The following is a 23,925-nucleotide window of genomic DNA, read 5'->3' as shown; positions in this document are numbered from 1 at the left end:
CGCCCCTGTCCGTACCGGCGGCCCCACCAGCCGCCGCGAACTCCCCGCCCCACTCCGCCTGAGTCCGCTCCCCCCGCGCTCGAAGGCGGGGGTATCCGTGAAGGAACGAGATGAACGAGCACGGTGAAAACGATCTGGGCTGGATGCTCGACGAGGCCCTGAGGGTCCCCGAGGCACGGCACGCGATCCTGCTGTCCGCCGACGGCATGCTGCGCGCCCACTCGCGCGGCATCCACCGCGACGAAGCGGACCGTCAGGCCGCGGCGTTGTCGGGTCTCCAGTCCATCAGCCGCAGCACCTCGGAGTTCGCGGCCACGGCCGAGACGCCGTGGCGGCAGACCCTGGTCGAGTTCGACGGCGGATACGTGTTCCTGGTGGCGGCGGGCCCGGGCGCCTACTTGGCCGTCTCGGCGTCGGAGCACGTCGACATGGAGGCGGTGACCTACGCGATGCAGAAGCTCGTGGACAGACTCGGCAAGGAGATGACCAGCCCGCCCCGGCAAGGGATCCGGGCATGACTCCGGAGGGACCGGGGCCCGCGGCGGACCCGCCGCGGGCCTCCGGCCCGAGCCACGGGTCGCCGGGCACCCGGCGCGGCAGGGGGCTCGTCCGCCCGTATGTCGTCACCGACGGGCGCGCGCACCCCAGCCGCAATACGTTCGACCTGGTCACCCTCGTCCTCGCGGCGCAGAACTGCCCCACGGCGGGGCTGAGTCCGGAGAAGCGCCGGCTCGTCGAGCTGTGCCGTCCCGGCTCGCTGTCGGTCGCCGAGGTGGCCGGGCACCTGGCGCTGCCGGTGAGCGTCGTGAAGGTGCTGCTCGCCGATCTCGTCGACTCCGGGCACATCCTCACGCGTGCCCCCATTCCCAAGGCCGAACTCCCCGAGGCCAAGTTGCTTCAGGAGGTACTTGATGGACTCCGCGCTCGCCTCTGACGTGCGCTCCGCGTCCGCGAACAGTGCGATGTATCTGCGGCCCACCGTGCGAACTTCGGTGAAGCTGCTGGTCGTCGGGCACTTCGCGGTCGGCAAGACGACGTACGTCGGCACGCTGTCGGAGATCAAGCCGCTGCACACCGAGGAGAAGATGACGCAGGCCGGCGCCCTGGTCGACGACCTGGACGGGGTGCCGGACAAGACGACGACCACGGTGGCGATGGACTTCGGCCGCCTGACGCTCAACGACCAACTCGTCCTCTACCTCTTCGGCGCCCCCGGGCAGCAGCGGTTCACCCGCCTGTGGCAGGACATGACGCGCGGCGCGCTCGGTGCGCTGGTACTCGCCGACACCCGGCGCCTCGACCAGTCGTTCGAGGTGATGGGCGTGTTGGAGGAGCACAACCTGCCGTACGCGGTCGCCATGAACCAGTTCCCCGACTCGCCTCACTACACGGAGGACGAGATCCGCGAGGCGCTCGACCTACTGCCGGAAACGCCTCTGGTGGCCTGCGACGCCCGCGACGAGCGTTCGTCCACCGAGGCGTTGATCTCCCTGGTCGAGTACTTGCTCACCCGAACCGGCACCTCCCAGGAGTCAGTCCGTTGACCGACAGTCCCCTCGACGGCCCGGCGGGCGAGCCCCGGGCCGTCCCGCCGCCCGGTTGCCCCGCGCACGGTGTCACCGGAGTGCCGCTGTACGGGCCGGAGTTCGCGGACGACCCGGGTTCCGTCTACGCCCGCCTGCGCCGGGACCACGGCGCGATCGCGCCGGTGCTGCTGGAGGAGAGCGTCGAGGCGTCGCTCGTGGTGTCGTACGACGCGGCGCTGCAACTGCTGCGCAGCCCCGAGATGTTCGCGAAGGATCCGCGCAACTGGAAGGCGGTGAACGACGGTCGGATCGCACCGGACAACCCGCTGCTGCCGATGATGGGGTACCGCCCCAACGCGCTGTTCACCGACGGCGAGGAGCACACGCGCTACCGCTCGGCGATCAGCGACGGGCTCGACCGGATCGACCCGATCGAGCTGCGGAACTACGTCCAGCGCAGTGCCGACAAGCTGATCGACGGGTTCTGTGCGGACGGCAAGGTCGATCTGCGCCGCGAATACGCGCTGGTCGTCCCGCTGCTGGTGTTCATGGACATGTTCGGGTGCCCGCCGGCCATCGCCGAGAAGCTCGTGCGCGGCATGTCCGGCATCTTCGACGTCGTCGACGCCGAGGCGTCCAACGCGGTGTTGACCGAGGGCACGATCGAACTCGTGGCGCTGAAGCGGGAGAAGCCCGGCGCCGACATGACGTCGTGGCTGATGGCGCATCCGGCGGGCCTCACCGACGAAGAGATGGTCCACCAACTGGCACTGCTGATGGGCGCGGGCACCGAGCCGCAGCAGAACCTGATCGCGAACAGCCTCATGCTGCTGCTCTCCGACGACCGTTTCGCGGGCGACCTCGCGGGCGGCAGCATGCCGATCGACGACGCCCTCGACGAAGTGCTGTGGACCGACCCGCCGATCGCGAACTACGGCGTGCGGTACCCCCTCCACGACGTCGACGTGGCGGGCGTACGGCTGCGCGCGGGCGAGCCGGTGGTGGTCAGCTTCACGGCGGCGAACACCGATCCCGCGCTGGCCGGCAGCCAGCGGGCCGGCAACCGCGCCCACCTCGCGTGGAGTGCGGGCCCGCACGCGTGTCCGGCGAAGGACAGCGCGCGGCTGATCGCGGCCGTCGCGATCGAGCGTCTGCTCGACCGTCTGCCCGACCTGGAGTTGGCCGTACCCGCGGACCAACTACGCTGGCGTCCGGGTCCGTTCCACCGGGCCCTGGCGGAACTGCCGGTCGTGTTCCCGCCGGTGCGGCCGGTCTCGGCCGCGGCTCCGGTGCCCCTACTGGCCGCAGCGGGACAGGAGGCAGCCCCACCCCGTTCCCTTCCGTCGCAACCTGCCGCAGAGTCCGCATCCCAGTATGGAGACAACGCGTGGTCGACACATCAAGGCAGCCGGGCCAGGCCGACGAGTCAAGCGCGACCGGGTCCGCCGCGTCAGGCGGAACGGCCCCCTACGTCATCGACGCAACAGGCGCCGACATCCACGGTGAGCACGCCGCCCTCCGCGCGCGGGGCCCGGCGACGCTGGTGGAGCTTCCCGGCGGTGTGGAGGCGTGGTCGGTAACCGGCCACGAGCTGATCAAGACCCTGCTGACCGACCCGCGCGTCTCGAAGGACCCGCGGCAGCACTGGCCGGCCTGGATCAACGGAGAGGTAGCCGAAGACTGGCCGTTGCAGATCTGGGTGTCCGTCCAGAACATGTTCACGGCCTACGGCGGCGACCACAGGCGCCTGCGGTCCCTGGTCTCCAAGGCGTTCACGGCCCGCCGGACCGCCGCGCTGCAGCCGCGCGTCGAGGAGCTGACCACGCGGCTGCTGGACGGGATCGCCGCCACGCCGGAGGGTGAACTCCCGGACCTGCGCAGGGATTACGCGTACCCGCTGCCGATCAGCGTGATCTGCGAGCTGTTCGGGGTGGCGGACGAGTCGAAGGACGAACTGCACGCGGCCGTCGACACGATCTTCCGCACCACCGCGACGGTGGAGGAGATCACCGCCGGGCAGGTCAGCGTCTACGGGATCCTCACCGCGCTGGTCGCGGAGAAGCGCGAGAACCCCGGCGACGACATGACCTCGGTGCTCATCTCGGCCCGCGACGAGTCCGCCGAGGGCGACGCCGCGGCGCTGAGCGAGAGCGAACTCGTCGACACGCTGCTGCTGATGCTGTCGGCCGGCCACGAGACGACGGTCAACCTGCTCGACAACGCGATCCACGCGCTGCTCACGCGACCGGACCAACTGGCCCTCGTACGCTCGGGCCAGGCGTCGTGGGACGACGTCATCGAGGAGACCCTGCGCGCCGAGGCGCCGGTCGCGAACCTGCCGCTGCGCTACGCGGTCGACGACATCGACATCGGCGACGGCCTGGTGATCCGCAAGGGAGAGCCGATCCTGATCGCGTACGGCGCCGCGGGCCGCGACCCCGAGGTGCACGGCGACGGCGCCGACACGTACGACGTCACGCGGGCGAACAAGGACCACCTGTCGTTCGGCCACGGCGCGCACTTCTGCCTGGGAGCGCCCCTGGCCCGCATGGAGGCGCGGGTCGCGCTGCCGGCGCTGTTCGCACGCTTCCCGGACCTCGCGCTCGCCGTCCCGGCCGAAGAGCTGGAGCCCATGGAGTCGTTCATATCGAACGGGCACAAGTCCCTTCCGGTGCGGCTCTCCTGACGCCGCGTCGACAACCGCCTCACTGACGGCGGGGCATCCCGGCATCCGGGGTGCCCCGCCGTCGCGTCTCCGGGGCACCGGTCCCTCTCCCGTCCGCCGGACGTGGTGCCGGCACCGGGCCGCCTTCGCGCACCGGTCGGCCGTTTCGCGCGGACCCGGCGCCCGCCCCGCGCCGGTCGGCGCCTGACCTTCCTAACGTTTTCCGGCAGCGGGATCCCGCTCACAGCCGGTTACTTGGAGGCGCCATGACCACTGTCACCGCAGCACCCGGCCGGGCCGGTTCGATCGACCCGGCTCTGGTGACGCGTCCGCACACGGCCCGTATCGGGGCCGCCTCGCCGCTCGGGCGGGCACTCGCACGCGTGGAGTCGTCGGCTCCGGATGGCGGCGGCTTCAACAGCTACGTGGGCGCCGGGTTCAACAGTTATGTCGGCGACGGTGCCGGGTTCAACAGCTACGTCGGCGGTGGCCTCCCCGGCCGCGACGCCAGCCGCTGAATGACGCTTTTCCCCGTACCGCGGCACCGGGCGTCCGAATGGCCGGTCGACCTGCTCGATCCGAGCATGCTCGACACCAACTGGCGCCCGGTGCCCTTGCGCCATTTCGTGGTCAAGGTGCACAGCCGCTGCAACCTGGCGTGCGATTACTGCTACCTGTACGAGATGGCCGACACGTCCTGGCGTTCGGCGGCCAAGGCGATGTCGGCCCGGGTCGCGGAACGGACCGCCGCCCGCATCGGCGAACACGCCCGCACGCACGGCCTCGAACGAATCGAGGTCATCCTGCACGGCGGCGAACCCCTGCTGGCCGGCGCCGAGCGCATCGAGGGCCTGGTGGCGGCCGTGCGCCGCGAGGTGCCGGACACGACCGAGGTATCGCTGTCGGTCCAGACGAACGGCGTGCTGCTCGACGAACCGATGCTCGACACGTTGTACGACCTGCGTATCGCCGTCGGCGTGAGCCTCGACGGCGGCGCGGGCGCCAACGACCGGCACCGGCGCTTCGCGGACGGCCGGGGCAGCCACGACGCCGTGGCGGAGGGCCTGCGGCGGTTGCGCGACGCGAAACGCCCGGGGCTGTACGGCGGACTGCTGTGCACGATCGATCTCGCGAACGATCCCGTCGACGTCTACGAGGCACTGCTGTCGCACGCCCCGCCCGTGATGGATTTCCTCCTGCCGCACGGCAATTGGACGCAGCTGCCACCGTCCCGGCCCGCCGACCCGGCGCAAACGCCGTACGGTGACTGGCTCGTGGCGGTGTTCGACCGCTGGTACGGCGCGGCGCGGCAGGAGACCCGTGTGCGGATGTTCGAGGACATCCTCAGCCTCGTGCTCGGCGGCGACAGCGGATCCGAGTCGATCGGCCTGTCCCCCGCCACCGTGGTGGTCGTCGACACCGACGGCTCGATCGAGCAGGTCGACACGCTCAAGTCGGCGTTCGACGGCGCCGCGGCCACCGGGATGTCGGTGTTCGCCGACTCGTTCGACGCCGTGCTGCGCCACCCCGGCGTGGTGGCACGCCAGATCGGGGTCGCGGGGCTGTCGGAGACCTGCCGCGGGTGCCGGATCCGGGACGTGTGCGGCGGCGGCTACTTCCCGCACCGCTACCGGGCCGGAGAAGGGTTCCTCAACCCGTCCGTCTACTGCCCCGACCTCGTGCGCGTCATCGACCATGTCCGCGAGCGCGTCCGCGCCGACCTGACGGACCCGGGAGAGCGCCGGCTTGGGTGAGCACACGGTCGGTGAACTCGTCGCGTGTCTGCGGCACTTGGGGCTCGCACCGGGCGACGCGGTTCTGGTGCACGGCTCGCTGCGCGGCGTCGGACGCGTCGCCGGCGGCGGCGCCGGGGTACTCGAAGCGCTCCGGCGGGCCGTCGGCGCCTCGGCCCGGGCCTCGCGCGCCGACACGCACGGCACGGTCGTGGTACCCGCGTTCACCCCGGGCAACTCCGATTCGTCCGCGGCGTTCCGCACGGCCACCGCGGGCATGACCCCGGCGCGGGTCGCGGCCTACCGTGCCGCGATGCCGGCGTTCGATCCCGACCGCACCCCGGCCCATCCCGGCATGGGCGCGTTGTCCGAGCTGGTCCGCAACGCGCCCGACGGCCGCCGAAGCGCCCACCCGCAGACGTCATTTGCCGCCGTCGGACGCCTCGCCGACGCCGTCACCCTCGGCCACGACCCGACCTGCCACCTCGGCGAACGCTCCCCGCTGCGCCGCCTGTACGACCTCGGTGGGGCGCATGTGCTGCTGCTGGGCACGGGTTTCCCCGTCTTCTCCGCGTTCCACCTCGCCGAGTACCGCGTGCCCGACCCGCCGTCCCGGATCTACCGCTGCGTCGTCCCCGGGCCGAACGGCGGTCCGGTCTGGTGGAGTTACACCGACGTCGTGCTGGACGACTCGGACTTCGGTGCGCTCGGCGCCGCGTACGCCGCCGCGTGTCCGCCGCGGGCCGGACGGGTCGGGGCCGCGGACGCGCTGCTCGTCCCCCTCGTTCCCGCGGTCGACTTCGCCGTGGGGTGGCTCGCCGCGCACCGGTCCGGGAGTTCCCGGCCTCCGGGGGCGAAGTGACCCGGGATCAGACCGCGTACTTGCGCAGCGAATCGCGTATGGCCTCCGCGTACGGCCCCTCGGTCCAGTCCACCGACCGTGCGAGGACCGGCCGTTGCCCGCTGAACTGGACCATCATCCGGTCGCGCGGGAGAGCCGCGACATCCGCGTGGTCGAGGACGGCCTCGGCACGAGACGCGCGGGTCACCCGGCCGGACAGCGGGACTCCCGAGTACGTCAGCGACGTCGTCGGCGCCTCGAAGGTTCCGGCGAGCAACGACTGGTCGCCGAGCATCGCGCCGTCGGAACCGCCGCTTCCGAACACGCGCACCGACGACGCGCCCCAGATCTTCGCCATCCCCGCCTCACCCCAGACCCCGACGCCTTGCGCCCACGACTGGAGCATCATCATCACGATGACGCCGCGTGAGCCGTAGTGCGAGTAGCGGTTCGGCCACAGCCCCAACTGCGCGACGTCGGCGGCGTCGTCGAGCACCGCCAGCATCGGCTTGCGCAGCCTGCCGCGCGGCATCCTCGCCGAACCGGTCTCGGCGGCGACCACACATGCCGCGGTCAGGGTGCAGACGGCGGGCAGGGCGGTCGTGTCGTCGGCACTCGACAGGATGTACATGGTGTCCGTGGACTCGCGGGAGAAGTGCACGAAGGGGAACTCCTCGCGGCCTGCGCCGGGCGTGATCCATCGGGCGATCTCCGGCACCGCCAGCCAGCCCATGTACCGCAGCGCGACGCCGTAGACGCCCGCGCGCTGCGCCCTGGGCAGGTCCCGAAGTCCCTCGTACGCCTGCGTCGCGACCGTCGCCTCCGTCGCGCGGATGAAGTGGCCGGGGGTGTCGTCGTCGGGCTGGAGCAGCCACGCGTGGATGTCGGTGATCGGCCGCTTCCCGGCGTCGGCCGCGAACAGCATCAGCGCGATGAGGGTTTCGGCGGCGGGTTGGAAGTACGAGTCGCTCCGCTCGTGCGAGTTGCGCTGCGTGAAGGTGATCAGACCGGTGACGGACGCCGCCTCCTTGAGGTCGCCGCCGACCATCCCGAGCGGGTTCCAGTACCAGGTCGGCCGCTCGCCCGCGAGGTTCTGGGGGTCGAAGACCCAGGTGCGGCCGACGCGTTCACGGACGCCGCGGGTGGCGTCGACGAGCCCGCGCTTGCCGGAGGTGACGACGACCGGGCCGGGTGCGGCGACGATGTTGTTGACGGCCCGCGCGGAGGTCTTCCCCGCCCCCGGGCCGGAGATCTCGACGTAGGTGTCCTCCCAGGTGCCCCACAGGTCCGCGCCGCCGCGCACCGACCTGCCGATGTGGATGCCCGGGGTGGGCGAGGCGACGCCCAGGGATGCCGCGACGGAGCGTGCGCCGAGGGTCGTGTGGCGGCGCAGTTCGGAGGCACGCGCGAGCCATCGTGAGGCGTGGTCGACGTGGCGCGGTCGGCGCCGCAGGCGCATCAGGGCGAACAGCGCGAGGTTTGCGGCCAGCGCCACGAGGATGAGGACGGCCGCGCGCACGGGATCGCCGTGGAGGGCGAGAAACAGCGCGTATGCCGCCGCGAGTACGTCGAGAACACCCGCGACGGTCGCGAGTTCCATGCCGGTGACGTCGGGGCCGCGTCTGCGAATCGTACTGCTCATGGGTCCCTCATCAGCGCAGTTCGCGGGGCACCGGGACCACGGTCGCCGACCGCTTCCGCGTGATCGGGATGGCGCGTGCGTTTTCGCGTCCCTTGGACCGGCGAGGTGAATTTTTGTTCACCGAGGCCGGTTGTCGACAACGCAGGGAATGCGTCGGCCCGATCCGGGGCCACGGGGAAGCGAGGTGCCACATGGAGGAAAACGCCGAATCCACCGCGAAGGCCGGTGATGTGGTGTACGCGGGCGATAATCCCGATCGCCTGCATATCGTGCTCAACCAGGCGTTCACACCCCACGGCATGGATCTGGTGGGCAGGCGCTCCCTCGACGCCGACTTCACCGCCCTGCACGTCGGGCGCATCGCGGCCTACGACCTGAGCTACGGAACGGACGTGGAGGTGACCCCGGTCCGACCGCCCGAGCAGTACGTCATCCGCATCGGACACGCGGGACGCGCCTCACTCGACGTCCAAGGCGACCCGACGCCGTTCTCCCCCAGCGTCGTCAGCCCCGGCCTGGTGGTGACCGGGCGGTGGGACGCGGACACCCGCACACGCTTCCTGTGCATACCCCGCCGCCTCGTCGACCAGGCCGTGCGCACGCAGACGGGCGAAGTCCCCGAGAAGACCGTGGTGTTCGAGGCGGCGATGCGCGAGGACCGGCCGGAGACCGGAGCGTGGCTGCACCTCGCGCGCACCTTCGCGCGCACGGCCGCGAACGGGGCGCTGGCGCAATCCCCCCAGGCGGTCGCGCATTTCGAGCAGCTGCTCGTGCACAGCCTGCTGGCGGCGCAACCGCACTCGATGGCCTCGGCCCTCGACCGCGACCGCACGCACACGTACGGTCCCGGCCCGGTCCGGCGGGCGATGACCTTCTGCGAGGAGAACGCCCACCGCCCGGTCTCGGTGGGCGACATCGCGGCGGCGGCGCGCGTCGGCGTCCGGACACTGCAGGCGGAGTTCCGGCGGCGCCTGGGCATCACACCGATGAGATACCTGCGCCAGGTCCGACTCGCCGGCGCGCACGCCGACCTGCTCGGCATCGCCGAGGGCCGGGCGACGGGAACGATCGCCGAGGTCGCGAACCGCTGGGGATTCCCGCGGCGGCGGTACTTCACCACGATGTACGAGCGGATGTACGGGCGGCGCCCGTCGGAGACGGTGCGGGAGAAGCCCCCGGCGTGAAAGGGGCCGGGACGCCCGGCGCGCGGCGGCGGTTGGCTGGGCGTCCCGGCCCTTACGCGGCGCGGTGTTTCCGGGGGTGGGAGTGCGCCGCGTCCTCGCGCGTCCGGGGTGCGGGCCCGCCGGTAGGGGGCGGTCGGGCCGGGCGTCCGGACGGTGGTCCTGATGGGTCAACAGGCGGCAATACCATGGGAGTTGCCGCCCGTATGCGTCTTTCGGGTATCACGGGCCCTCCGCGGAGGGCCGCCAGGAGCATGGACTCCTCAAAGCGGGGGGCGCTCTGAATGTCTCGGTTCACCAGTCTGAGGTCCGGCACGACCGTACGCACACCCCCGGGTACGGGGTTGCATCAAGGTTGCGCTCTCCGATGACGCGCGGGCACGATCACCCGGTGGCGAACCTGGATGCCGCGCGCGAGCGCGTACCCGGCGGCGGACGCGTGCGCGGGGTCTCCCGCACAATTCACGCCTCGTGGCAGCGGGCCCGCAAGCTGGGCGTACGCCCCGACGGGACGCTCGCGCCCGTCCCCCTGGCCGAACGCGACGTGGAACGGCACCGGCGCGAACACCCGCTCGCGGCCGTGTGGCCGGCGCTGCGCGAGTCGCTGCGCCGGGCCACCTCCGGCACGGGGCAGATGCTGCTGGTCAGCGATGCGGAGGGGCGTCTGCTGTGGGCGCAGGGCGACCGCGACATCCTGCGGGACGCCGAGCGCGTCCACATGACCCCGGGTGCCCTGTGGAGCGAGAGCACGGTGGGGACGACGGCGGTCGGCATGGCGCTCGCGCTGGGACGCCCGTTCGCGGTGGACGGGCCGGAGCACTACCTCGCGATCGCCCGTCGCTTCTCGTGCTGCGCGGCGCCGATCCGCGATCCGCACGGGCGCCTGCTGGGCACCGTCGACCTGACGTGTGCCGCCGACAGCGAGAACGCGCTGCGGTTGTCGCTGGTCACCACCGCCGCCAAGATGGCCGAATCCCTGCTTCTCGCGGAGCGGCTGCGGCATCACGCCCGGCTGCGCGAGAAGTTCGCCGACCGGCTGACGCGCCGCGTGGGCGCACACGGCGCGATCGTCACCACCGAAGGATCGGTCGTCCACGACGGCCCGTCCGGCTGGCTTCCGTCCCGGCTTCCCGCACCACCGCGCGAAGGCCCGGTGATCCTCCCGGACGGGCGGCACGCCGTGATCGAAAGCCTGGAGGCCGACCGCTACTTCCTGGTCGTCGCCCAGGACCGGCGCGAACCCGACGCGGTGCTCCGCTTCACGGGCCTCGGCCGCGACCGCGCGGTGGTCCGCGTCGGCGGTACCGAGCACCGGCTCACCGCCCGCCACAGCGAGATCGTGGCCGTCCTGCTGGGCCGCGCCGAACGGGGCCTCACCGCCGAGGAGTTGGCCCGCGAGATCTACGGGGCCGCCGGCCGCGCCGGATCCATCCGCGTCGAACTCTCCCGCCTGCGCCCGCTCTTGGGCCACCGCCTGGCCTCCGACCCGTACCGCCTCCTGGGCCCGTGCGAGGCCGATTTCACCGCTCCGGGCGCGGCCCGGCACACGCTGCTCCCCCGGTCGACCGCCCCGGGGGTCGCCGGTCTGCGCGGGTGAGGACGGCCGGCGACGGCATCGCGGGCCGCGCGTCCGGTCGGCCGCCGGGCGATGCGGCCGGTGAACGTTTCCGGTCACGGCGTTAGGCTGCCCGTCATGCGATCCCGTGTGCCCGGACTGGCCCGTACGGCCGGCGCTGCCGCCGCCGGAGTTCTGCTGCTGAGCGCCGGGACCGCGGCCGCGGCCCCGGCGGCCGAACCCGCCGCGCGCGCCACGGCGTCCCGCGGCCCGGCCGCGGCGCCGGTCCCGGCGGCTTCCGAGGTCGACGCCAACTCCCTTTCCTCAAAAAGGACTTGGCAAAGTATCGCGGCCGAGGACAACAGCACCGACACGATCCTCGCCGCCACGGCGGGTGGTTCGGCACTGGTCTCCCTTGCGTGCCTGGCGATGCATATCCGGGTCCGACGCGCCGCGAAATCGGGGCCCCACACCCCCGATTTCCCCTCGGTTTCCGCTCCGTTCACGATGCCGGTGGAAACTCCCGACGCCCGGCCGGCGATGTCGCCGGCCTTGTGGCTGGAGAACATGGAACCGGCCCAAGAACCCACCGAACCACCCCAAATCCCCCTCCCCGCACCGCCCCCGCCGCCGAATCACAACGCCCTCGACTCCGTCTGGTCCATCAGCGCGGCGTCCGACGGCGGCGCGGAGACGGGCACGGACCACGCCGCCGCCCCCGAGGCCGCGGGCACCGAATCCCCGAACGCCGATGTGACCATGGCGGATCCGCCGCCGAACCCCACCTGGCGTCCCCCGGCCACGGGCTGACCCACCGGTTGCGGAACGCCCAGCCACCGCCCCCGCGAACGCCCGCCCGCCGCACCCACCCCGCCGCCGTTCCCGTGTGGCTGTGCACTTGGAAACCATTCCCGGACACCACAGTGCGGACCGGAATTCGCCCCGCGTAGACGGACCCACCGACCCCTCGCTATCTGGATAGCTGGGGGTTCGGAGCGCTCGCTAACTTCAAAGAGCCCGGTATCTGGGCTTGGTTACACCGCCGGGAGCGAGGTGAGAGCAGCCTTGGGCATCCAACGGATTTTCCGCAGGGAACGCGGCGAGGCAGCTGGTTTTGCTGCGACGCCGTTCGCGCCGGATTCCGCGCGCCGAGGCCGTCCGCGTTTCTCCCGGATAGGCAGTGAACGGCAGGGGGAGCGGGATTCGGGGATACGTCCCTGACGCGACGACCGGCAATTCAGTTGCCTGCCAGATCCCCTCACGCTCGCCCCACCCGCAGGATTCCGGAGAAAAAGCCATGATCACAGCAGTGGCCGGTTCCGCGCATCACGCGCACGCATCCCTCATGGCGTTTCTTCCGATGGGGGCGGATCCGAACGACGATCCGCTGAAGCCCAAGGTGACGAAAATGCCGCGGGGCATGGCCGGCCCGATCAACGCGGCACTGGGTATCGCGATCCTCCTCTTCATCATCGTGTCGGTATTCATGCTGCTGCGCGCGTTGTTCGACGCGGTCACCGCGTACAAGGACGGCGCCGCGGTGCCTTTCGGCTCGATCATCATGATCGTGGTATTCCTCGCGATCGCGGTCGGCGGCGTCACCTCCCTCGTATTCCTGGTCGTCCCCAACGGCTGGCTTGCCTGATTTCGGGAGGGTTGCATGGCGCGAAATCGAAGGGACCGGCAACCGGCGTCGGCGGTCGGCGGGAATCCCTTCACCGAACGCGGATTCATCCTGTCCGGCGGATTGCTCGGGGTGGGTGTGTTGTGCGGGGTGCTGGCGGTGTTCACCGCCTCGGGCAACGGGTCCAAGAACAGCGCGGATTCCGCGTCCGCCACGGTCACGGCACCGCTGCCGCAACTTCCCGCGCCGGCGAACTGCCCGGCCGCCCCCGCCCCGACCGGCCCGGACGCCGCGAACGGCGAGTCTCCGAACGACGCTTCCTGGTCGTCGTACCGGGGTCTCTTCGTGCCCTTCTCGAACACCTCGGGGCCGCTGGCCGCCCAGGGCGACGTGGCGCGGTGCTTCGCCCATTCGCAGGCGGGGGCATTGATGGCCGCGGTGCACATCAGCGCGCGGTACGCCTTGGCGCCGGACTGGCAGGCCGTCGGCCAGTACCAGATCGTCGCCGACGCCGACCGCGACGCGGCGATGCAGCGTCGCGCGGCGGCCGTGAGCTCGGTGGATCCGAGCGCGGGCCCGCGGCTCGATCCCCAGCGCGTGCGCCAGGTCACGGGCTACCAGGTGGTCAGTTACACGGAGGCGGAGGCGACCGTCCGCATCCTGACCGCGACACCGTCCGGAGGGACTGCGGTGAGTTCGATGTACGCGATGGTCTGGGCCGACGGTGACTGGAAGCTCCGGATGCAACCGAACGGTTCGACCTCGATGGCGACTCAGGAAGTGGACTCCCCGTCGGGATTCACCGCGTGGAGCCAGAGCGCGGCACGGCCTTGAGACTCCCCCGGCTTCCCCTCCGCCGCAACCGGTCTCCCCGGCGCGGGCCCGACAAGACGCGCCGGGCGGTTCGCCCCGTCGCCGCAGTCTGCGCGGCGGTGTGCGCGTCCCTCGCCCTGGTCGGCCTGATCGGCGGTGACCAGGCGCAGGCGCAGACCCCGGCGCAGGCCCGGGTCCAGCAGAATGTCGCGTCCGTCCCGGCGATGGCCCCGGCGGACGGTGAGATCTGGAAGGGAACCGGATACGACGAGTGCGACCACCTCCAGGGCCAGAACCTGGGCAACTGGAACCCCTTCGCCGACCACAACTACACCAGCGCCGACGACTATTGCGTCCAGTGGTACGACGAGGACGGCGACGGACCGCCGTCGTTGCTCACCAAGCCCGACAAGTGGGTGCTCTGGTATCTGAACCAGGCCGCCCAGGACACGTTCGGGTGGTGGATCACCGCGCCCGACCCGATCATCGGCGACGACGACCTGCCGGCCGACGAAACCCCCGAGGCGCAGCGGGAGAACGCCCAGGCCAACGAGCGGCCGTTCACCTTCGGGCGGGACCGGTTCATGATCCTGGTGGTCGCGTTCAGCGCCGCGGGCGTGGTCTTCTCGCTGATCCTGGTCGCGAAGTCCGGTGACCCCACCGCGGCGAAACGCTCCGCGCGCGGCCCCGCCTACGCGGTGCTCGCCCTCGCCCTGACGGTCCCGCTCATCAACGCGAACGTCCGGGCGAGCGACGCGTTCTCGAAATGGATCATCACTACGGGGCTCACCGACGGCGACAACGAGAATGACGCGCCCCTGAATCCGGCGGTCACCCTCGAGAGATCCATCCGGACCTTCCTGAGCACGTTCGACGACGAGAACTTCGTCCTCAAGGTCCTGTTCCTGTCCGTCCTCATCATCGCGACGCTGATCCTCTATCTGGAGAGCATCTTCCGGCTGTTCATCGTCGTCGCGGCGGCGGCGACGCTGCCGGTGATGGCGAGTCTGTCGGGCACGAACTACGGCAAGGAGTTCTTCCGGCGCACGGTCGCGGTCGTCGTCCCGTTGTGCTGGCTGGACACCGTGCAGGCCATCGGCATGGTCTTCCCACTCCAAATCCTGGACGCCCATCGGGACAACGGCACGTCGAGCACGCAGACCGCGTTCATCTGCCTCTTCGGCATCATCATGGTCTGCTTCATGCCGGGGGCGCTGATCAGGATCACGATGCCGATCGCCTCCGAGGTCGCGAATTCCGGGGCGATGAACCGACGGCTCGCCGACGCGGTCCCCGCGACCGGGGCACGCGTGGTCACCGGTTCCATGGCGGTCATGGGCGCCCGCAGGAGGTAGTGCGCAGGCCGATGCCCCGACGACGCGAACGAATGTTGGCACGCAGAAACGAGATGGCCCATGTCGCAGAGTGAAGAACGTACATACGGCAACTGGCGTCAGCCGTCCTCGCCCGGCTTCGGCAACCTGGGCCTGGGCGGCAGTGGGATCCTGCTCTTCGGCGTGCTCGCCATCGTGGTCCTGATGTACCTGTCGATGACCTTCGCGATCGCGGGCGCCGTCTGCCTCGCCGGCGTCCTGGTCCCGATGGTCATCCGGGACCGGCACGGCCGCAACGGACTGCAGTGGGCGACGGCCCGGGTGGCGTTCGCGAACGGGAAGTCCAAGGGACAGCACCTGTACCGCTCGGGTCCGCTGGGACGGGTGCCGCTCGGAACGTGCAAGCTCCCGGGCCTGGCCGCCGCGTCGACGCTCCATGAAGCCCAGGACGCGTGGGGGCGGCCGTTCGCGATGCTGACCATTCCGCGGACGAACCACCACACCGTGGTGTTGAACTGCAACGCGGACGGCGCGTCTCTGGTCGACGACGACCAGATCGACACCTGGGTCGCGTACTGGGGGAACTGGCTGGCGCAACTCGCCCACGAGCCACGGCTGGTGGCGGCCACGGTGTCGGTGGAGGCCACGCCGGACAGCGGCGAGCGCCTGCGCCGCGAGGTCTTCGAGAACATGGACGGCGAGGCGCCGGACCTGTCCAAGCAGGTCCTCGAAGAGGTGGTGACCACCTACCCGGTCGGTTCCGCCCGGCTTTCGACCCGCATCGCGCTCACGTACTCGGGCGCGGGCGGGCCGACGGTCACCGGCGGGCGCAAGTCGGTCGAGGAGATGGCGCTCGACCTCGGGACCCGGCTGCCGGGCCTGGCGGCGGGCCTGCAGATGACCGGCGCGGGTCCGGCCCGTCCGCTCACCGGCGAGGAGATGGCCGAGGCGATCCGGGTCGCGTACGACCCGAGCGTCGCGGCGCTCGTCGACCAGGCCCGGGCGACCGGCGGGACGCAGCTCACATGGGACGACGCCGGTCCCATAGCCAGCGAGGAAAGCTGGGACCACTACCGCCACGACGGGGCGTTCTCGATCACGTGGTCGATGTCGGAGGCGCCGCGCGGCGAGGTGCACTCCAACATCCTGGCCCGGCTCGTCTCGCCGCACCCGGACATCGTCCGCAAGCGCGTGACGCTGCTCTACCGTCCGCACGACTCCGCCACCGCGGCGGGCCTGGTCGAACGCGACCGCAAGGACGCGCTGTTCAAGGCCCAGCAGAAGAAAGTCGTGCAGGCCCGCGACAACGCCGCGATCACCGCGTCCGAGCAGTCCGCCCGCGAGGAGGCGGCCGGCGCGGGCCTGGTCCGCTTCGGCCTGCTCGCCACCGCGACCGTCCTGGACAAGGCCGACCTGCACGTCGCCTCGGCGGCGATGGACAACCTCGCGGCGTCGTCCCGGCTGCGGCTGCGGCGCGTCTACGGCTCGCAGGCGTCCGCGTTCGCCGCCGCGCTGCCGCTGGGGCTGGTCCTGCCCAACCACCTGAAGGTCCCCCAGCAGGTCCGGGAGTCGATGTGAGCCGCAAGGGAACGCCCTGGCACAGCCGGACCGCGGAGGAGGCGCAGGCCGCCGCGCCGAAGAAGAAGGCCCCGCGCCCGCGCATGGGTTCGCGCCCCGGGCCGCGGGGCTACCTCGGCGTCGGCCGGGGCGCGGCGTCGTACGTCGAGGCCGTCCCCGAGTGGCGCGGCACCACCGTGCAGGTGTGCGGGCTCTGGCCGTTCGCGGCGGGCTCGGGAACACCCGTGGTGGGCGTGCCTCTCGGTCGGACCCTCACGTCCGGCGCGACGCTGTGCTGTGACCCCATCAGTTGGTTCCAGCGGGCCAAACTCATCCTGAACCCCAGTGAGTTCGTGCTCGGCAAGCCGGGCCTGGGCAAGTCGACCGTCGTCCGCCGCCAGGCGCTCGGACTGGCCGGGTACGGCGTGCACCCGCTGGTGTTCGGGGATCTCAAGCCCGACTACGTGGACCTCATCCACGCGCTCGGCGGCCAGGTGATCACGCTCGGGCGCGGGCGCGGCGCCCTCAACGTCCTCGACCCCGGCGAGTCGATCCACGCCGCCGGGCGCCTGACCGGCGAGGCCCGCCGCGCGCTCATCGCGGACATGCACGGCCGGCGCCTCAACGCGGTCGGCTCGCTGATCACCATCGCCCGGAACCAGCCCGTGGGCGAACGCGAGGAAACCATTCTGAGCACCGCCCTGCGGCTGCTCGACGAGCACCACGACGGCATCCCCGTCCTGGCCGACCTCCTCGACGTCGTCCGCAAGGCGCCCGAGCCGCTGCGCGCGGTCGCCCTCGACCGCGGCGACATGGACCGCTACCGCGACGTCACCGAGAACCTGGAGTCGTCGCTCGTCAGCCTGCTCGGCGACGGGCGGCTCGGCGACATGTTCTCCCGGCCGACCTCGGAGCCGATGAAGCGGGACCGGCCGGTCTGCTTCGACGTCTCCAGCATCGACGACGCCGAAACCCAGCTCCAGGCCGCCGCGTTGCTCGCCTGCTGGAGCTACGGCTTCGGGGCGGTCGCCGCCGCCCAGGCCCTCGCCGACGCCGGACTCGAGCCCCAGCGGCACTACTTCGTCATCCTCGACGAGCTGTGGCGCGTCCTGCGGGCGGGGCGCGGCCTGGTCGACCGCGTCGACGCGCTGACGCGCCTCAACCGGCAGCGCGGCGTCGGCATGGCCATGATCACCCACACCATGTCCGACCTCCTGGCCCTCCCCGGCGAGGACGACCGCATGAAGGCGAAGGGCTTCGTCGAACGCGCCGGCATGGTGATCACCGGCGGTCTCCCGAGTGCGGAGATGCCCCAGCTCACCCAGGTCATCGGCATGACCGAGGCCGAACAGCGCATGATCGTCGACTGGTCCTCGCCGCCCGCGTGGGACGGGCTCGCCGGCGAGGAGGCGCCGCCGCCGGGCCTCGGCAACTTCATGGTCAAGGTCGGCGGACGGCCCGGCATCCCCGTGCACGTCGACCTCACCAACGCCGAACGCCACGTCAACGACACCAACCGCCGGTGGACGCGATGAACCGACTGCTCCGTCAACTCCTGGCCCTGGCACTGGTCTTCGCTGTCGCCGTGGGCTTCGCACCGACCGCGTCGGCGGCGGCGGACGACTCGCCGATCGGCGAGGAGGACGGCTGCGTCTACGTGCCGGAGGACTGGAACGGCTACGAGTTCACGTACTACTGCCCCCCGGGGTCGGAGCACGAACTCCAGCACTACTTCAACTCGCACGCACGGTACTACGTCAACTGGTCCCAGGACTCCCCCAACGCCATCGGCTACAAGCTGAAGGCGAACCAGAGAACGGCCGAATGGAACCAGGACTGCACCGACGCGCAGGTCCGGGCCAAGCTGTGCAACGCCGCCGGCCAACCCTGTCCGCGCGGCACGGACGGGCGCACCAACTGCCTCAACGACCATGACCTCACGGGCATCGGCGAGTGGATGCGCGGTCAGGACAACCCGGGGATCCTCACCCAGGACATGGAAGACCTCCATCTGCTGGAGAACATCCGCGACAACCCCTGCGACGTCCTCCAGTCCCCGGAGAGCGGGGGCCACACCGGCCAGTGGCGGCTTCAGGACAACTGCTTCGACATCCGCACCACCAACCCGTGCAGCAAGATCAGCGACAGAGGCCAACAGGACCAGTGCAACGCCGGCCACCCCTGGTTCGAGTGGGAGCCGCCCACGCCGATCGACCCCGCGAACGAGCCCGGCTGCAAATACACCGAGGGGAGGAAGACGGGAGAGTGTACCGGCACCCAACTCGTCGGCGGTGACAAGGTCCAAGCCCCACTCGGGGTGACCGAACCGCTCGCCGACGTGGCCGGCGTCATCATCCTCGTCGTGTTCATCGCCGGCGCGTTCGGGGTCATCGGGCACCTGTACTACGGCGTCGTGAGCTATCGCAACGGCGACACCGTCGGTGAGGTCTTCGGCCGCATGATGTGGACGCTCTTGGCGTGCGCCGGCGCGACGAGCGTGTCCATCATGGTGTGGACGGTGTTCAACGCATGAGCGCCACCAAGCGCCGCCGCGGCCCCGACCCGTACACCGAGCTGTGGTTCGGGCTGATCTGCCTGGGCTCGGTTCTGGTACTCGTGGTCGCGGCCTGGGCCGGCGCGTGGATCGGGGCGACCGTCGACGGGACGCAGCGGCCCGCGGCGAACCCGGTCCGCATGGTCATGGAGCTGGCGCACAAGGAGTACACCTGGCCCGGCCGCAGCGCCTACATCGCCGGTTTCGTCGTGGTGCTGCTCATCACCGTGGTGACGAGTGTGGCGATGCTCGTGTACCTGCGCCGCGAGGTCATCCTGATCGACCGTGCCACCCGGTACCTCGCCAAGCCGAAAGACCTGCAGGCGTTCGTCACCCACGGGGTACGGCAGGCCGGAATCCGGCTCGAGGTGCCCAAGGACGCCCCACCGGGGGTCTACCTGGGGAAAAGCGTCTCCGGCGGCGCGGACCTGTGGGGTTCGTGGGAGGACATGCACGTCGACATCTGGGGCCCGCGTACCGGCAAGACCGCCTCACGCGCCATCCCCAACATCGTCGCCGCCCCGGGTGCGGTGGTGGTGACGTCGAACAAGCGCGACGTCGTCGACGCCACCCGCGCCGCCCGCGAACTCCACGGCGAGGTCTGGGTCTTCGACCCCCAGCAGCAGGCCTCCGAACCGGCGTCGTGGTACTGGGACCCGCTGTCGTACGTCGGCGACAGCATCGTGCGCGCCATCAAGATGACCGGCCGCTTCTCGTCCATCAACCGCCCCGATCACGCGCGCAGCGACGCGTTCTTCGAGCCCGCCGCCGAGGACCTGATCGCCCACATGCTGCTGGCCGCGTCCCTGGACGGCAAACCGATCACCCAGGTCTACACGTGGCTGTCGCGCCCCAATGACGACACGGCCGCGCGGATCCTGCGCGACCACGGCCACGACGTCTCCGCCGAAGCGGTCGAGGGCGTCGTGTCGAGCCCCGATCTCCAGCGGGCGGGCGTCTACGGCACCGCGAGCCAGATCATGTCCTTCCTGGTCGCACCGTCGGTCACCGAGTGGGTCTCGCCCGGCTCCAACCCCAACCGGCCGACGTTCGACTACCTGGAGTTCGTCAAGACGTCCGACACGATCTACCTGTTGTCGGAGGAGACCAACAAGGCCGCGGCCCCCCTGGTCCTGGCGCTGACCGCGGCCCTCGCCGAGGCCGCCGAGAACGAGGGCATCAAGCGGAAGAACGGCCGGCTGCCGATCCCCATGCTCTTCGTCCTCGACGAAGCCGCCAACGTCTGCCCGTGGAAGGCCCTTCCCGACAAGTACTCGCACTTCGGTTCGCGCGGCATCGTCATGATGACCATCCTCCAGTCGTGGGCCCAGGGCGCCGCGGCGTGGGGCGACAGCGGGATGAAGAAGCTGTGGGGCGCGGCCAACGTCCGCGTCTACGGCGGCGGTGTCGCCGACACGGACTTCCTGGGCTCCCTCTCCAAGGTCTCCGGGACGTTCGAACCCCGCACCGTCTCCGCGTCCGTGAAGTTGGGCGACCGGCGCTCCTTCAGCCTCGGTTCGCGCCCCGAGGCGGTCCTCGACGAGGCGGACCTGGCGTCCATGCCGCGAGGCCGCGCCTTCGTGCAGTTCAGCGGTACCAAGCCGACGCTGATCAAGACCGTGCCGTGGTGGCAGACCGAGTACGCCGACATCGTCCAGGAATCCATCGAGCGCTACGAGCCGGGCCGCGGCGCGCAGCTCGCCGTCGCGGGCGGCGGCGTCTCCCTGAGGAAGTGAACATGCCTGACATCCCCGGTGCTTCGGCGGTCGACGTCGACGAGGTCCAGCCCCCGGAACAGCCCGAGATGGCCTTCGCGACGCTGGACGACTTCGTCACCCGCTACATCGCGCAGGTCGTCCGGCGGCGGCTCAGCCGCTCGGTCGCGGTGTGGTGCCCCACCTGGTGGCTGCACGAGGAGGCGGTGGCGCGGCTTTCCGTGCTGTGGCGTGCCTTCGAACACCTCAAATTGGACCCGGCGTTGGGCCTGTCGGTGTGGTGGACGCAACACGCCGACCCCCACCTCGCCGCGCTCATGGACCCCGACCGCGGCCCCTTCGTCCTGTGCGACCCCCGTGACGGCCACTCGGAACGGACGCTCGACCCGCTGCCGATCACACCGTCGCCGCCCGAGCTGTGGAACAACCCGGTCTTCAACGCGAACGTGCCCGTCGAACCGACGGACGAGGCTGATGAGGCGGACAAGGCGGACGAGGCGGCGGATCCGCACTTGTCGGCCAAGGCCGTGGCACCCCGGGACCCCGGAATGAGTGGCTGATCACATGTCCGTGTACGACGAGCTCGAAATGACGTTCGGCAGTCTCACCAAGGCGGGCGAGAGGGCTGCCCAGGGGGCGTTCACGGTCCTCGACACCGCCGCGGCGGGCCTGGCCCCGGCCGTGGCCGCCGCGGTCAACGCCCCCGGCAAGGTCGTGTCGACCGTGGCACGAGGCGCGGGCCGCATGTTGGGACTGAACTCCCAGGCCTCGCAGCAGAAGCGCCAATCGAAGCCATGACCGCGAAATCCTCGGCCGGACACGGCGCCTCGCGCCGCGCGCGGTCGCGGGGTGGTGCCCGTGCGCGCGGCGGACTCCCCGCGCGCCTCGTCGCCATCGTGCTGAGCATGTCCCTGCTCTCCACGGGCTGCACGATGATCTGGAAAGTCCAAGAGGCCGTCGAGGTGGTGGAGTCCCTCATCTTCGACGCCACCAAGCTGCCCGAGCGGGTGGCGCACTGGGCGTCGATGATCGTCCAGGCGGGGAGCGTGTGCCCTGAGGCGCCGCCGGAGTTGATCGCCGCACAGCTCATGCAGGAGTCGTCGTTCGGCCTGAACAACGAGAGCCCGGCCGGAGCCCTCGGTCCCGCGCAGTTCATGCCGGCGACGTGGGAGGGACAGGCCGTCGACGGGGACGGCGACGGCGTGAAGGACATCATGAACCCCGCCGACGCCATCGCCTCGCAGGGCGCGTACGACTGCTACATCGCCGACAAGCTGCGCCATCTCGGCGGCGACACACAGGCCCTCATGCTCGCCGGCTACAACGCGGGGTGGCCGCTGGTCCTGTCGCTGGGCCGCATCCCGCGGATCAAGGAGACGCAGGACTACGTGCGGCTCATCCAAGGGATGATGAAGAACTACCAGAAGCCCGGCGCCATGGGGGGCATGCGCGGTGCCGACGCGGTCATCGCGGAGGCCATGGATTTCGTGCGCCGCCGAGTGCCGTACGTCTACGGCGGCGAGAGCGCCAACGGCGTGGACTGCTCGGGACTGACGCAGTTTGTCTTCAACAAGATCGGCATCAACCTGCGCCGGACCGCGCAGCAGCAGTTCGACCAGTTCCAGGAGATTCCCGCGAGCCAGGCCCGCCCCGGCGACCTCGTCGCGTTCGACCTGCGCGACCGCGCGAACGGTGGCGGTGACCGCCAGCACATCGACCACATCGGGTTGGTCAGCTCCGTGACGTACCAGGACAGCGCCGGCGGGCTGCACATCGAGATGATCCAGGCCCCCCAGCCCGGCGACCACGTCAAGGTCAGCCCCGTCAACTCGGGCTGGTACGCGAAGTTCAACGCGTTCTACGTGCGGGTGCTGAGCAACGAGTCGGCGGAGCAGGCGTCCGCCGGCGGCGGGGGGTGGACGATGCCGGTCAAGGTCCGCTACACGCCCAACTACAAGTCCAGTGGCGGCAATTGGTCGAACAAACACACCGGTGTCGACTTCCCCGCCGCCGCCGGCACCCCCATCAAGGCGGTCGGTTCCGGGACGGTCGTGGAATCCGGCTGGAACAACTCCTACGGCAACCAGATCGTCATCAAGCACAGCGACGGCAAGTACACGCAGTACGGGCACATGAAGGCGCCGTCCCGCTTCAAGACGGGCGACGCGATCCGAACCGGCCAGGAGATCGGCGAAGTCGGCAGCACCGGCAACAGCACCGGGCCGCACCTGCATTTCGAGGCGCGCAAGGGACCCGCGTACGGAAGCGACATCGACCCGATCACCTACCTCAGGTCCAAAGGGCTCAGCCCGGAACCCAACGTGGCGAACGCATGAGTGAACCGGTCGACACCAGGAACGCGTCGCGCGACCGCGGCGCCGCACGACGCGAGGGGCCCGCATGAACGACGACCACGCGTTCCCGTGGGCGCGCGCGGCGGTCGTCGTGCCGTTCGTCGCGCTGCTGGTCGTGGCCCTGGTCTTCGCCTGCAAGCCGCCGTCGTCGTCCGACGGCGGCGGCGGCGGAGACACGCGGTCGGAAGCGCCGGGCGGCACCGTCATCCCGACGCTGGACGCGAACCGGTCGCCCACCCCCGCCCAGGTCGTCGTGCCCACAACCGCTCCCCTCCCGGACCCGAGCGAGCCGCCCGCGTCCCTCGAGCCGCCGATGGACGGATACGAGGAGCCGCCGCCCCCGGAGCCGCCCCCCGCCGCGCCACCCGTGGCCGCGGAAGTCGACTTCCTCGACCCCTCCGCGGTCTCGCACGCGGCGGTCGTGACCCTGTGGAGCGTCGACACGACCAAGGACTCCGCCCCGATCGACGCCGACAAGCGTGCCGCGCCCTACCTCGACCAGTCCCTCAACGCCGAGGTGCAGATGGCCTCGACGACCGGCAAGCTGCCCCCGGACTGGTACGAACTGGCAAGCCACCAAGGCAAAACGGTGGTCGTCGCGGTTCCGGCGGACGAGGCCGGCAAGCCGGTGAACACCCCGACCGAGGCACGGCAGGCGTGGGCGGTCACGGTGAGCCCGGTCGGTGCCGACGGCTGGCACGGCGTACCCGAGCAATTCACGGTGTTCGTCACGTTGTCGCGGTCGATGGTGGATCAACCTTGGCGCGTGACGGACTATCAGTCCGCGTGAACTCCTGAAAGCCTGGATTCCGCATCTCGAACAACGCTCGG

Annotated in this window: 23 protein-coding genes; 22 read left to right on the top strand and 1 reads right to left on the bottom strand. The window is 70.9% G+C overall.

The window, feature by feature from the left end; translation table 11 throughout:
* The first annotated feature begins 110 nt into the window (after nt 1–110).
* The 8 genes from LO772_RS22570 (at nt 111) to LO772_RS22535 (ending at nt 6,786) form a co-directional block, all read left to right on the top strand.
* The gene (locus LO772_RS22570; RefSeq protein WP_231773849.1) at nt 111–518 is read left to right on the top strand and encodes a roadblock/LC7 domain-containing protein; all 408 of its coding nucleotides are present in this window, start codon (nt 111–113) and stop codon (nt 516–518) included.
* A complete protein-coding gene (locus LO772_RS22565) occupies nt 515–934 on the top strand; it encodes a DUF742 domain-containing protein (RefSeq protein ID WP_231773848.1) in 420 nt (139 codons plus the stop codon). Before LO772_RS22570 ends, LO772_RS22565 begins: the two co-directional genes overlap by 4 nt.
* The gene (locus LO772_RS22560; RefSeq protein WP_231773847.1) at nt 912–1,544 is read left to right on the top strand and encodes a GTP-binding protein; all 633 of its coding nucleotides are present in this window, start codon (nt 912–914) and stop codon (nt 1,542–1,544) included. The genes LO772_RS22565 and LO772_RS22560 overlap by 23 nt, the downstream gene beginning before the upstream one ends.
* On the top strand, nt 1,541–3,106 hold the full coding sequence (locus LO772_RS22555) for a cytochrome P450 (protein WP_231773846.1): 1,566 nt from the start codon (nt 1,541–1,543) through the stop codon (nt 3,104–3,106). Before LO772_RS22560 ends, LO772_RS22555 begins: the two co-directional genes overlap by 4 nt.
* The gene (locus tag LO772_RS22550; RefSeq protein WP_231779678.1) at nt 3,001–4,212 is read left to right on the top strand and encodes a cytochrome P450 family protein; all 1,212 of its coding nucleotides are present in this window, start codon (nt 3,001–3,003) and stop codon (nt 4,210–4,212) included. The genes LO772_RS22555 and LO772_RS22550 overlap by 106 nt, the downstream gene beginning before the upstream one ends.
* A gap of 245 nt (nt 4,213–4,457) precedes the next feature.
* Entirely contained in the window at nt 4,458–4,709 is a 252-nt protein-coding gene (locus tag LO772_RS22545) for a hypothetical protein (protein ID WP_231773845.1), read from the top strand.
* Entirely contained in the window at nt 4,710–5,945 is a 1,236-nt protein-coding gene (locus tag LO772_RS22540; RefSeq protein WP_231773844.1) for an FxsB family cyclophane-forming radical SAM/SPASM peptide maturase, read from the top strand.
* Complete coding sequence (locus tag LO772_RS22535) at nt 5,938–6,786, top strand: aminoglycoside N(3)-acetyltransferase (RefSeq protein ID WP_231773843.1); 849 nt, start codon at nt 5,938–5,940, stop codon at nt 6,784–6,786. Before LO772_RS22540 ends, LO772_RS22535 begins: the two co-directional genes overlap by 8 nt.
* A gap of 7 nt (nt 6,787–6,793) precedes the next feature.
* Here the strand turns inward: LO772_RS22535 and LO772_RS22530 are convergent, their stop codons facing one another.
* Nucleotides 6,794–8,407: a type IV secretory system conjugative DNA transfer family protein gene (locus LO772_RS22530; RefSeq protein ID WP_231773842.1), complete on the bottom strand. Its 1,614-nt coding sequence runs from the start codon at nt 8,405–8,407 to the stop codon at nt 6,794–6,796.
* Between the two features lie 191 nt (nt 8,408–8,598).
* On the opposite strand from LO772_RS22530, the gene LO772_RS22525 reads away from it, so the two are divergent.
* The 14 genes from LO772_RS22525 to LO772_RS22460 all read left to right on the top strand — a co-directional run bounded on the left by LO772_RS22525 (nt 8,599) and on the right by LO772_RS22460 (nt 23,884).
* Entirely contained in the window at nt 8,599–9,591 is a 993-nt protein-coding gene (locus LO772_RS22525) for an AraC family transcriptional regulator (RefSeq protein WP_231773841.1), read from the top strand.
* 388 nt (nt 9,592–9,979) lie between these two features.
* The gene (locus LO772_RS22520; RefSeq protein WP_231773840.1) at nt 9,980–11,185 is read left to right on the top strand and encodes a GAF domain-containing protein; all 1,206 of its coding nucleotides are present in this window, start codon (nt 9,980–9,982) and stop codon (nt 11,183–11,185) included.
* 96 nt (nt 11,186–11,281) lie between these two features.
* Nucleotides 11,282–11,953 (top strand): hypothetical protein, encoded by a 672-nt coding sequence (locus LO772_RS22515; protein WP_231773839.1) that lies wholly within the window; start codon nt 11,282–11,284, stop codon nt 11,951–11,953.
* A gap of 499 nt (nt 11,954–12,452) precedes the next feature.
* Nucleotides 12,453–12,788, top strand: a complete 336-nt coding sequence (locus LO772_RS22510; protein WP_231773838.1) for a hypothetical protein — start codon at nt 12,453–12,455, stop codon at nt 12,786–12,788.
* Nucleotides 12,789–12,803: 15 nt separating this feature from the next.
* Complete coding sequence (locus LO772_RS22505; RefSeq protein WP_231773837.1) at nt 12,804–13,601, top strand: hypothetical protein; 798 nt, start codon at nt 12,804–12,806, stop codon at nt 13,599–13,601.
* A gap of 98 nt (nt 13,602–13,699) precedes the next feature.
* Nucleotides 13,700–14,935 (top strand): hypothetical protein, encoded by a 1,236-nt coding sequence (locus LO772_RS22500; RefSeq protein WP_231773836.1) that lies wholly within the window; start codon nt 13,700–13,702, stop codon nt 14,933–14,935.
* A 60-nt stretch (nt 14,936–14,995) separates the two neighbouring features.
* The gene (locus LO772_RS22495) at nt 14,996–16,492 is read left to right on the top strand and encodes an SCO6880 family protein (RefSeq protein ID WP_231773835.1); all 1,497 of its coding nucleotides are present in this window, start codon (nt 14,996–14,998) and stop codon (nt 16,490–16,492) included.
* A complete protein-coding gene (locus LO772_RS22490) occupies nt 16,489–18,006 on the top strand; it encodes an ATP/GTP-binding protein (RefSeq protein ID WP_231773834.1) in 1,518 nt (505 codons plus the stop codon). Before LO772_RS22495 ends, LO772_RS22490 begins: the two co-directional genes overlap by 4 nt.
* Nucleotides 18,003–19,004: a hypothetical protein gene (locus LO772_RS22485; RefSeq protein WP_231773833.1), complete on the top strand. Its 1,002-nt coding sequence runs from the start codon at nt 18,003–18,005 to the stop codon at nt 19,002–19,004. The genes LO772_RS22490 and LO772_RS22485 overlap by 4 nt, the downstream gene beginning before the upstream one ends.
* On the top strand, nt 19,001–20,761 hold the full coding sequence (locus tag LO772_RS22480) for a type IV secretory system conjugative DNA transfer family protein (RefSeq protein ID WP_231773832.1): 1,761 nt from the start codon (nt 19,001–19,003) through the stop codon (nt 20,759–20,761). The genes LO772_RS22485 and LO772_RS22480 overlap by 4 nt, the downstream gene beginning before the upstream one ends.
* A gap of 2 nt (nt 20,762–20,763) precedes the next feature.
* Nucleotides 20,764–21,300: a DUF4913 domain-containing protein gene (locus tag LO772_RS22475; RefSeq protein WP_231773831.1), complete on the top strand. Its 537-nt coding sequence runs from the start codon at nt 20,764–20,766 to the stop codon at nt 21,298–21,300.
* 4 nt (nt 21,301–21,304) lie between these two features.
* Nucleotides 21,305–21,538: a hypothetical protein gene (locus LO772_RS22470; protein WP_231773830.1), complete on the top strand. Its 234-nt coding sequence runs from the start codon at nt 21,305–21,307 to the stop codon at nt 21,536–21,538.
* A complete protein-coding gene (locus tag LO772_RS22465; protein WP_231773829.1) occupies nt 21,535–23,076 on the top strand; it encodes a peptidoglycan DD-metalloendopeptidase family protein in 1,542 nt (513 codons plus the stop codon). The genes LO772_RS22470 and LO772_RS22465 overlap by 4 nt, the downstream gene beginning before the upstream one ends.
* Nucleotides 23,077–23,140: 64 nt before the next feature.
* A complete protein-coding gene (locus LO772_RS22460; protein ID WP_231779835.1) occupies nt 23,141–23,884 on the top strand; it encodes a hypothetical protein in 744 nt (247 codons plus the stop codon).
* The last annotated feature ends 41 nt before the right edge of the window (nt 23,885–23,925 follow it).

Source organism: Yinghuangia sp. ASG 101 (genome assembly GCF_021165735.1).
GTDB lineage: Bacteria > Actinomycetota > Actinomycetes > Streptomycetales > Streptomycetaceae > Yinghuangia.
This window is presented reverse-complemented; position numbering and strand designations above follow the sequence as displayed.

Bases quoted from the DNA above. Each gene is read 5' to 3' on its own strand.
- LO772_RS22505 (WP_231773837.1), top strand. From the start codon at position 12,804: ATGGCGCGAAATCGAAGGGACCGGCAACCGGCGTCGGCGGTCGGCGGG.
- LO772_RS22525 (WP_231773841.1), top strand. From the start codon at position 8,599: ATGGAGGAAAACGCCGAATCCACCGCGAAGGCCGGTGATGTGGTGTAC.
- LO772_RS22485 (WP_231773833.1), top strand. From the start codon at position 18,003: ATGAACCGACTGCTCCGTCAACTCCTGGCCCTGGCACTGGTCTTCGCT.
- LO772_RS22540 (WP_231773844.1), top strand. From the start codon at position 4,710: ATGACGCTTTTCCCCGTACCGCGGCACCGGGCGTCCGAATGGCCGGTC.
- LO772_RS22570 (WP_231773849.1), top strand. From the start codon at position 111: ATGAACGAGCACGGTGAAAACGATCTGGGCTGGATGCTCGACGAGGCC.
- LO772_RS22530 (WP_231773842.1), bottom strand. From the start codon at position 8,407: ATGAGCAGTACGATTCGCAGACGCGGCCCCGACGTCACCGGCATGGAA.
- LO772_RS22495 (WP_231773835.1), top strand. From the start codon at position 14,996: ATGTCGCAGAGTGAAGAACGTACATACGGCAACTGGCGTCAGCCGTCC.
- LO772_RS22560 (WP_231773847.1), top strand. From the start codon at position 912: ATGGACTCCGCGCTCGCCTCTGACGTGCGCTCCGCGTCCGCGAACAGT.
- LO772_RS22465 (WP_231773829.1), top strand. From the start codon at position 21,535: ATGACCGCGAAATCCTCGGCCGGACACGGCGCCTCGCGCCGCGCGCGG.
- LO772_RS22460 (WP_231779835.1), top strand. From the start codon at position 23,141: ATGAACGACGACCACGCGTTCCCGTGGGCGCGCGCGGCGGTCGTCGTG.
- LO772_RS22480 (WP_231773832.1), top strand. From the start codon at position 19,001: ATGAGCGCCACCAAGCGCCGCCGCGGCCCCGACCCGTACACCGAGCTG.
- LO772_RS22470 (WP_231773830.1), top strand. From the start codon at position 21,305: ATGTCCGTGTACGACGAGCTCGAAATGACGTTCGGCAGTCTCACCAAG.
- LO772_RS22515 (WP_231773839.1), top strand. From the start codon at position 11,282: ATGCGATCCCGTGTGCCCGGACTGGCCCGTACGGCCGGCGCTGCCGCC.
- LO772_RS22565 (WP_231773848.1), top strand. From the start codon at position 515: ATGACTCCGGAGGGACCGGGGCCCGCGGCGGACCCGCCGCGGGCCTCC.
- LO772_RS22475 (WP_231773831.1), top strand. From the start codon at position 20,764: ATGCCTGACATCCCCGGTGCTTCGGCGGTCGACGTCGACGAGGTCCAG.
- LO772_RS22545 (WP_231773845.1), top strand. From the start codon at position 4,458: ATGACCACTGTCACCGCAGCACCCGGCCGGGCCGGTTCGATCGACCCG.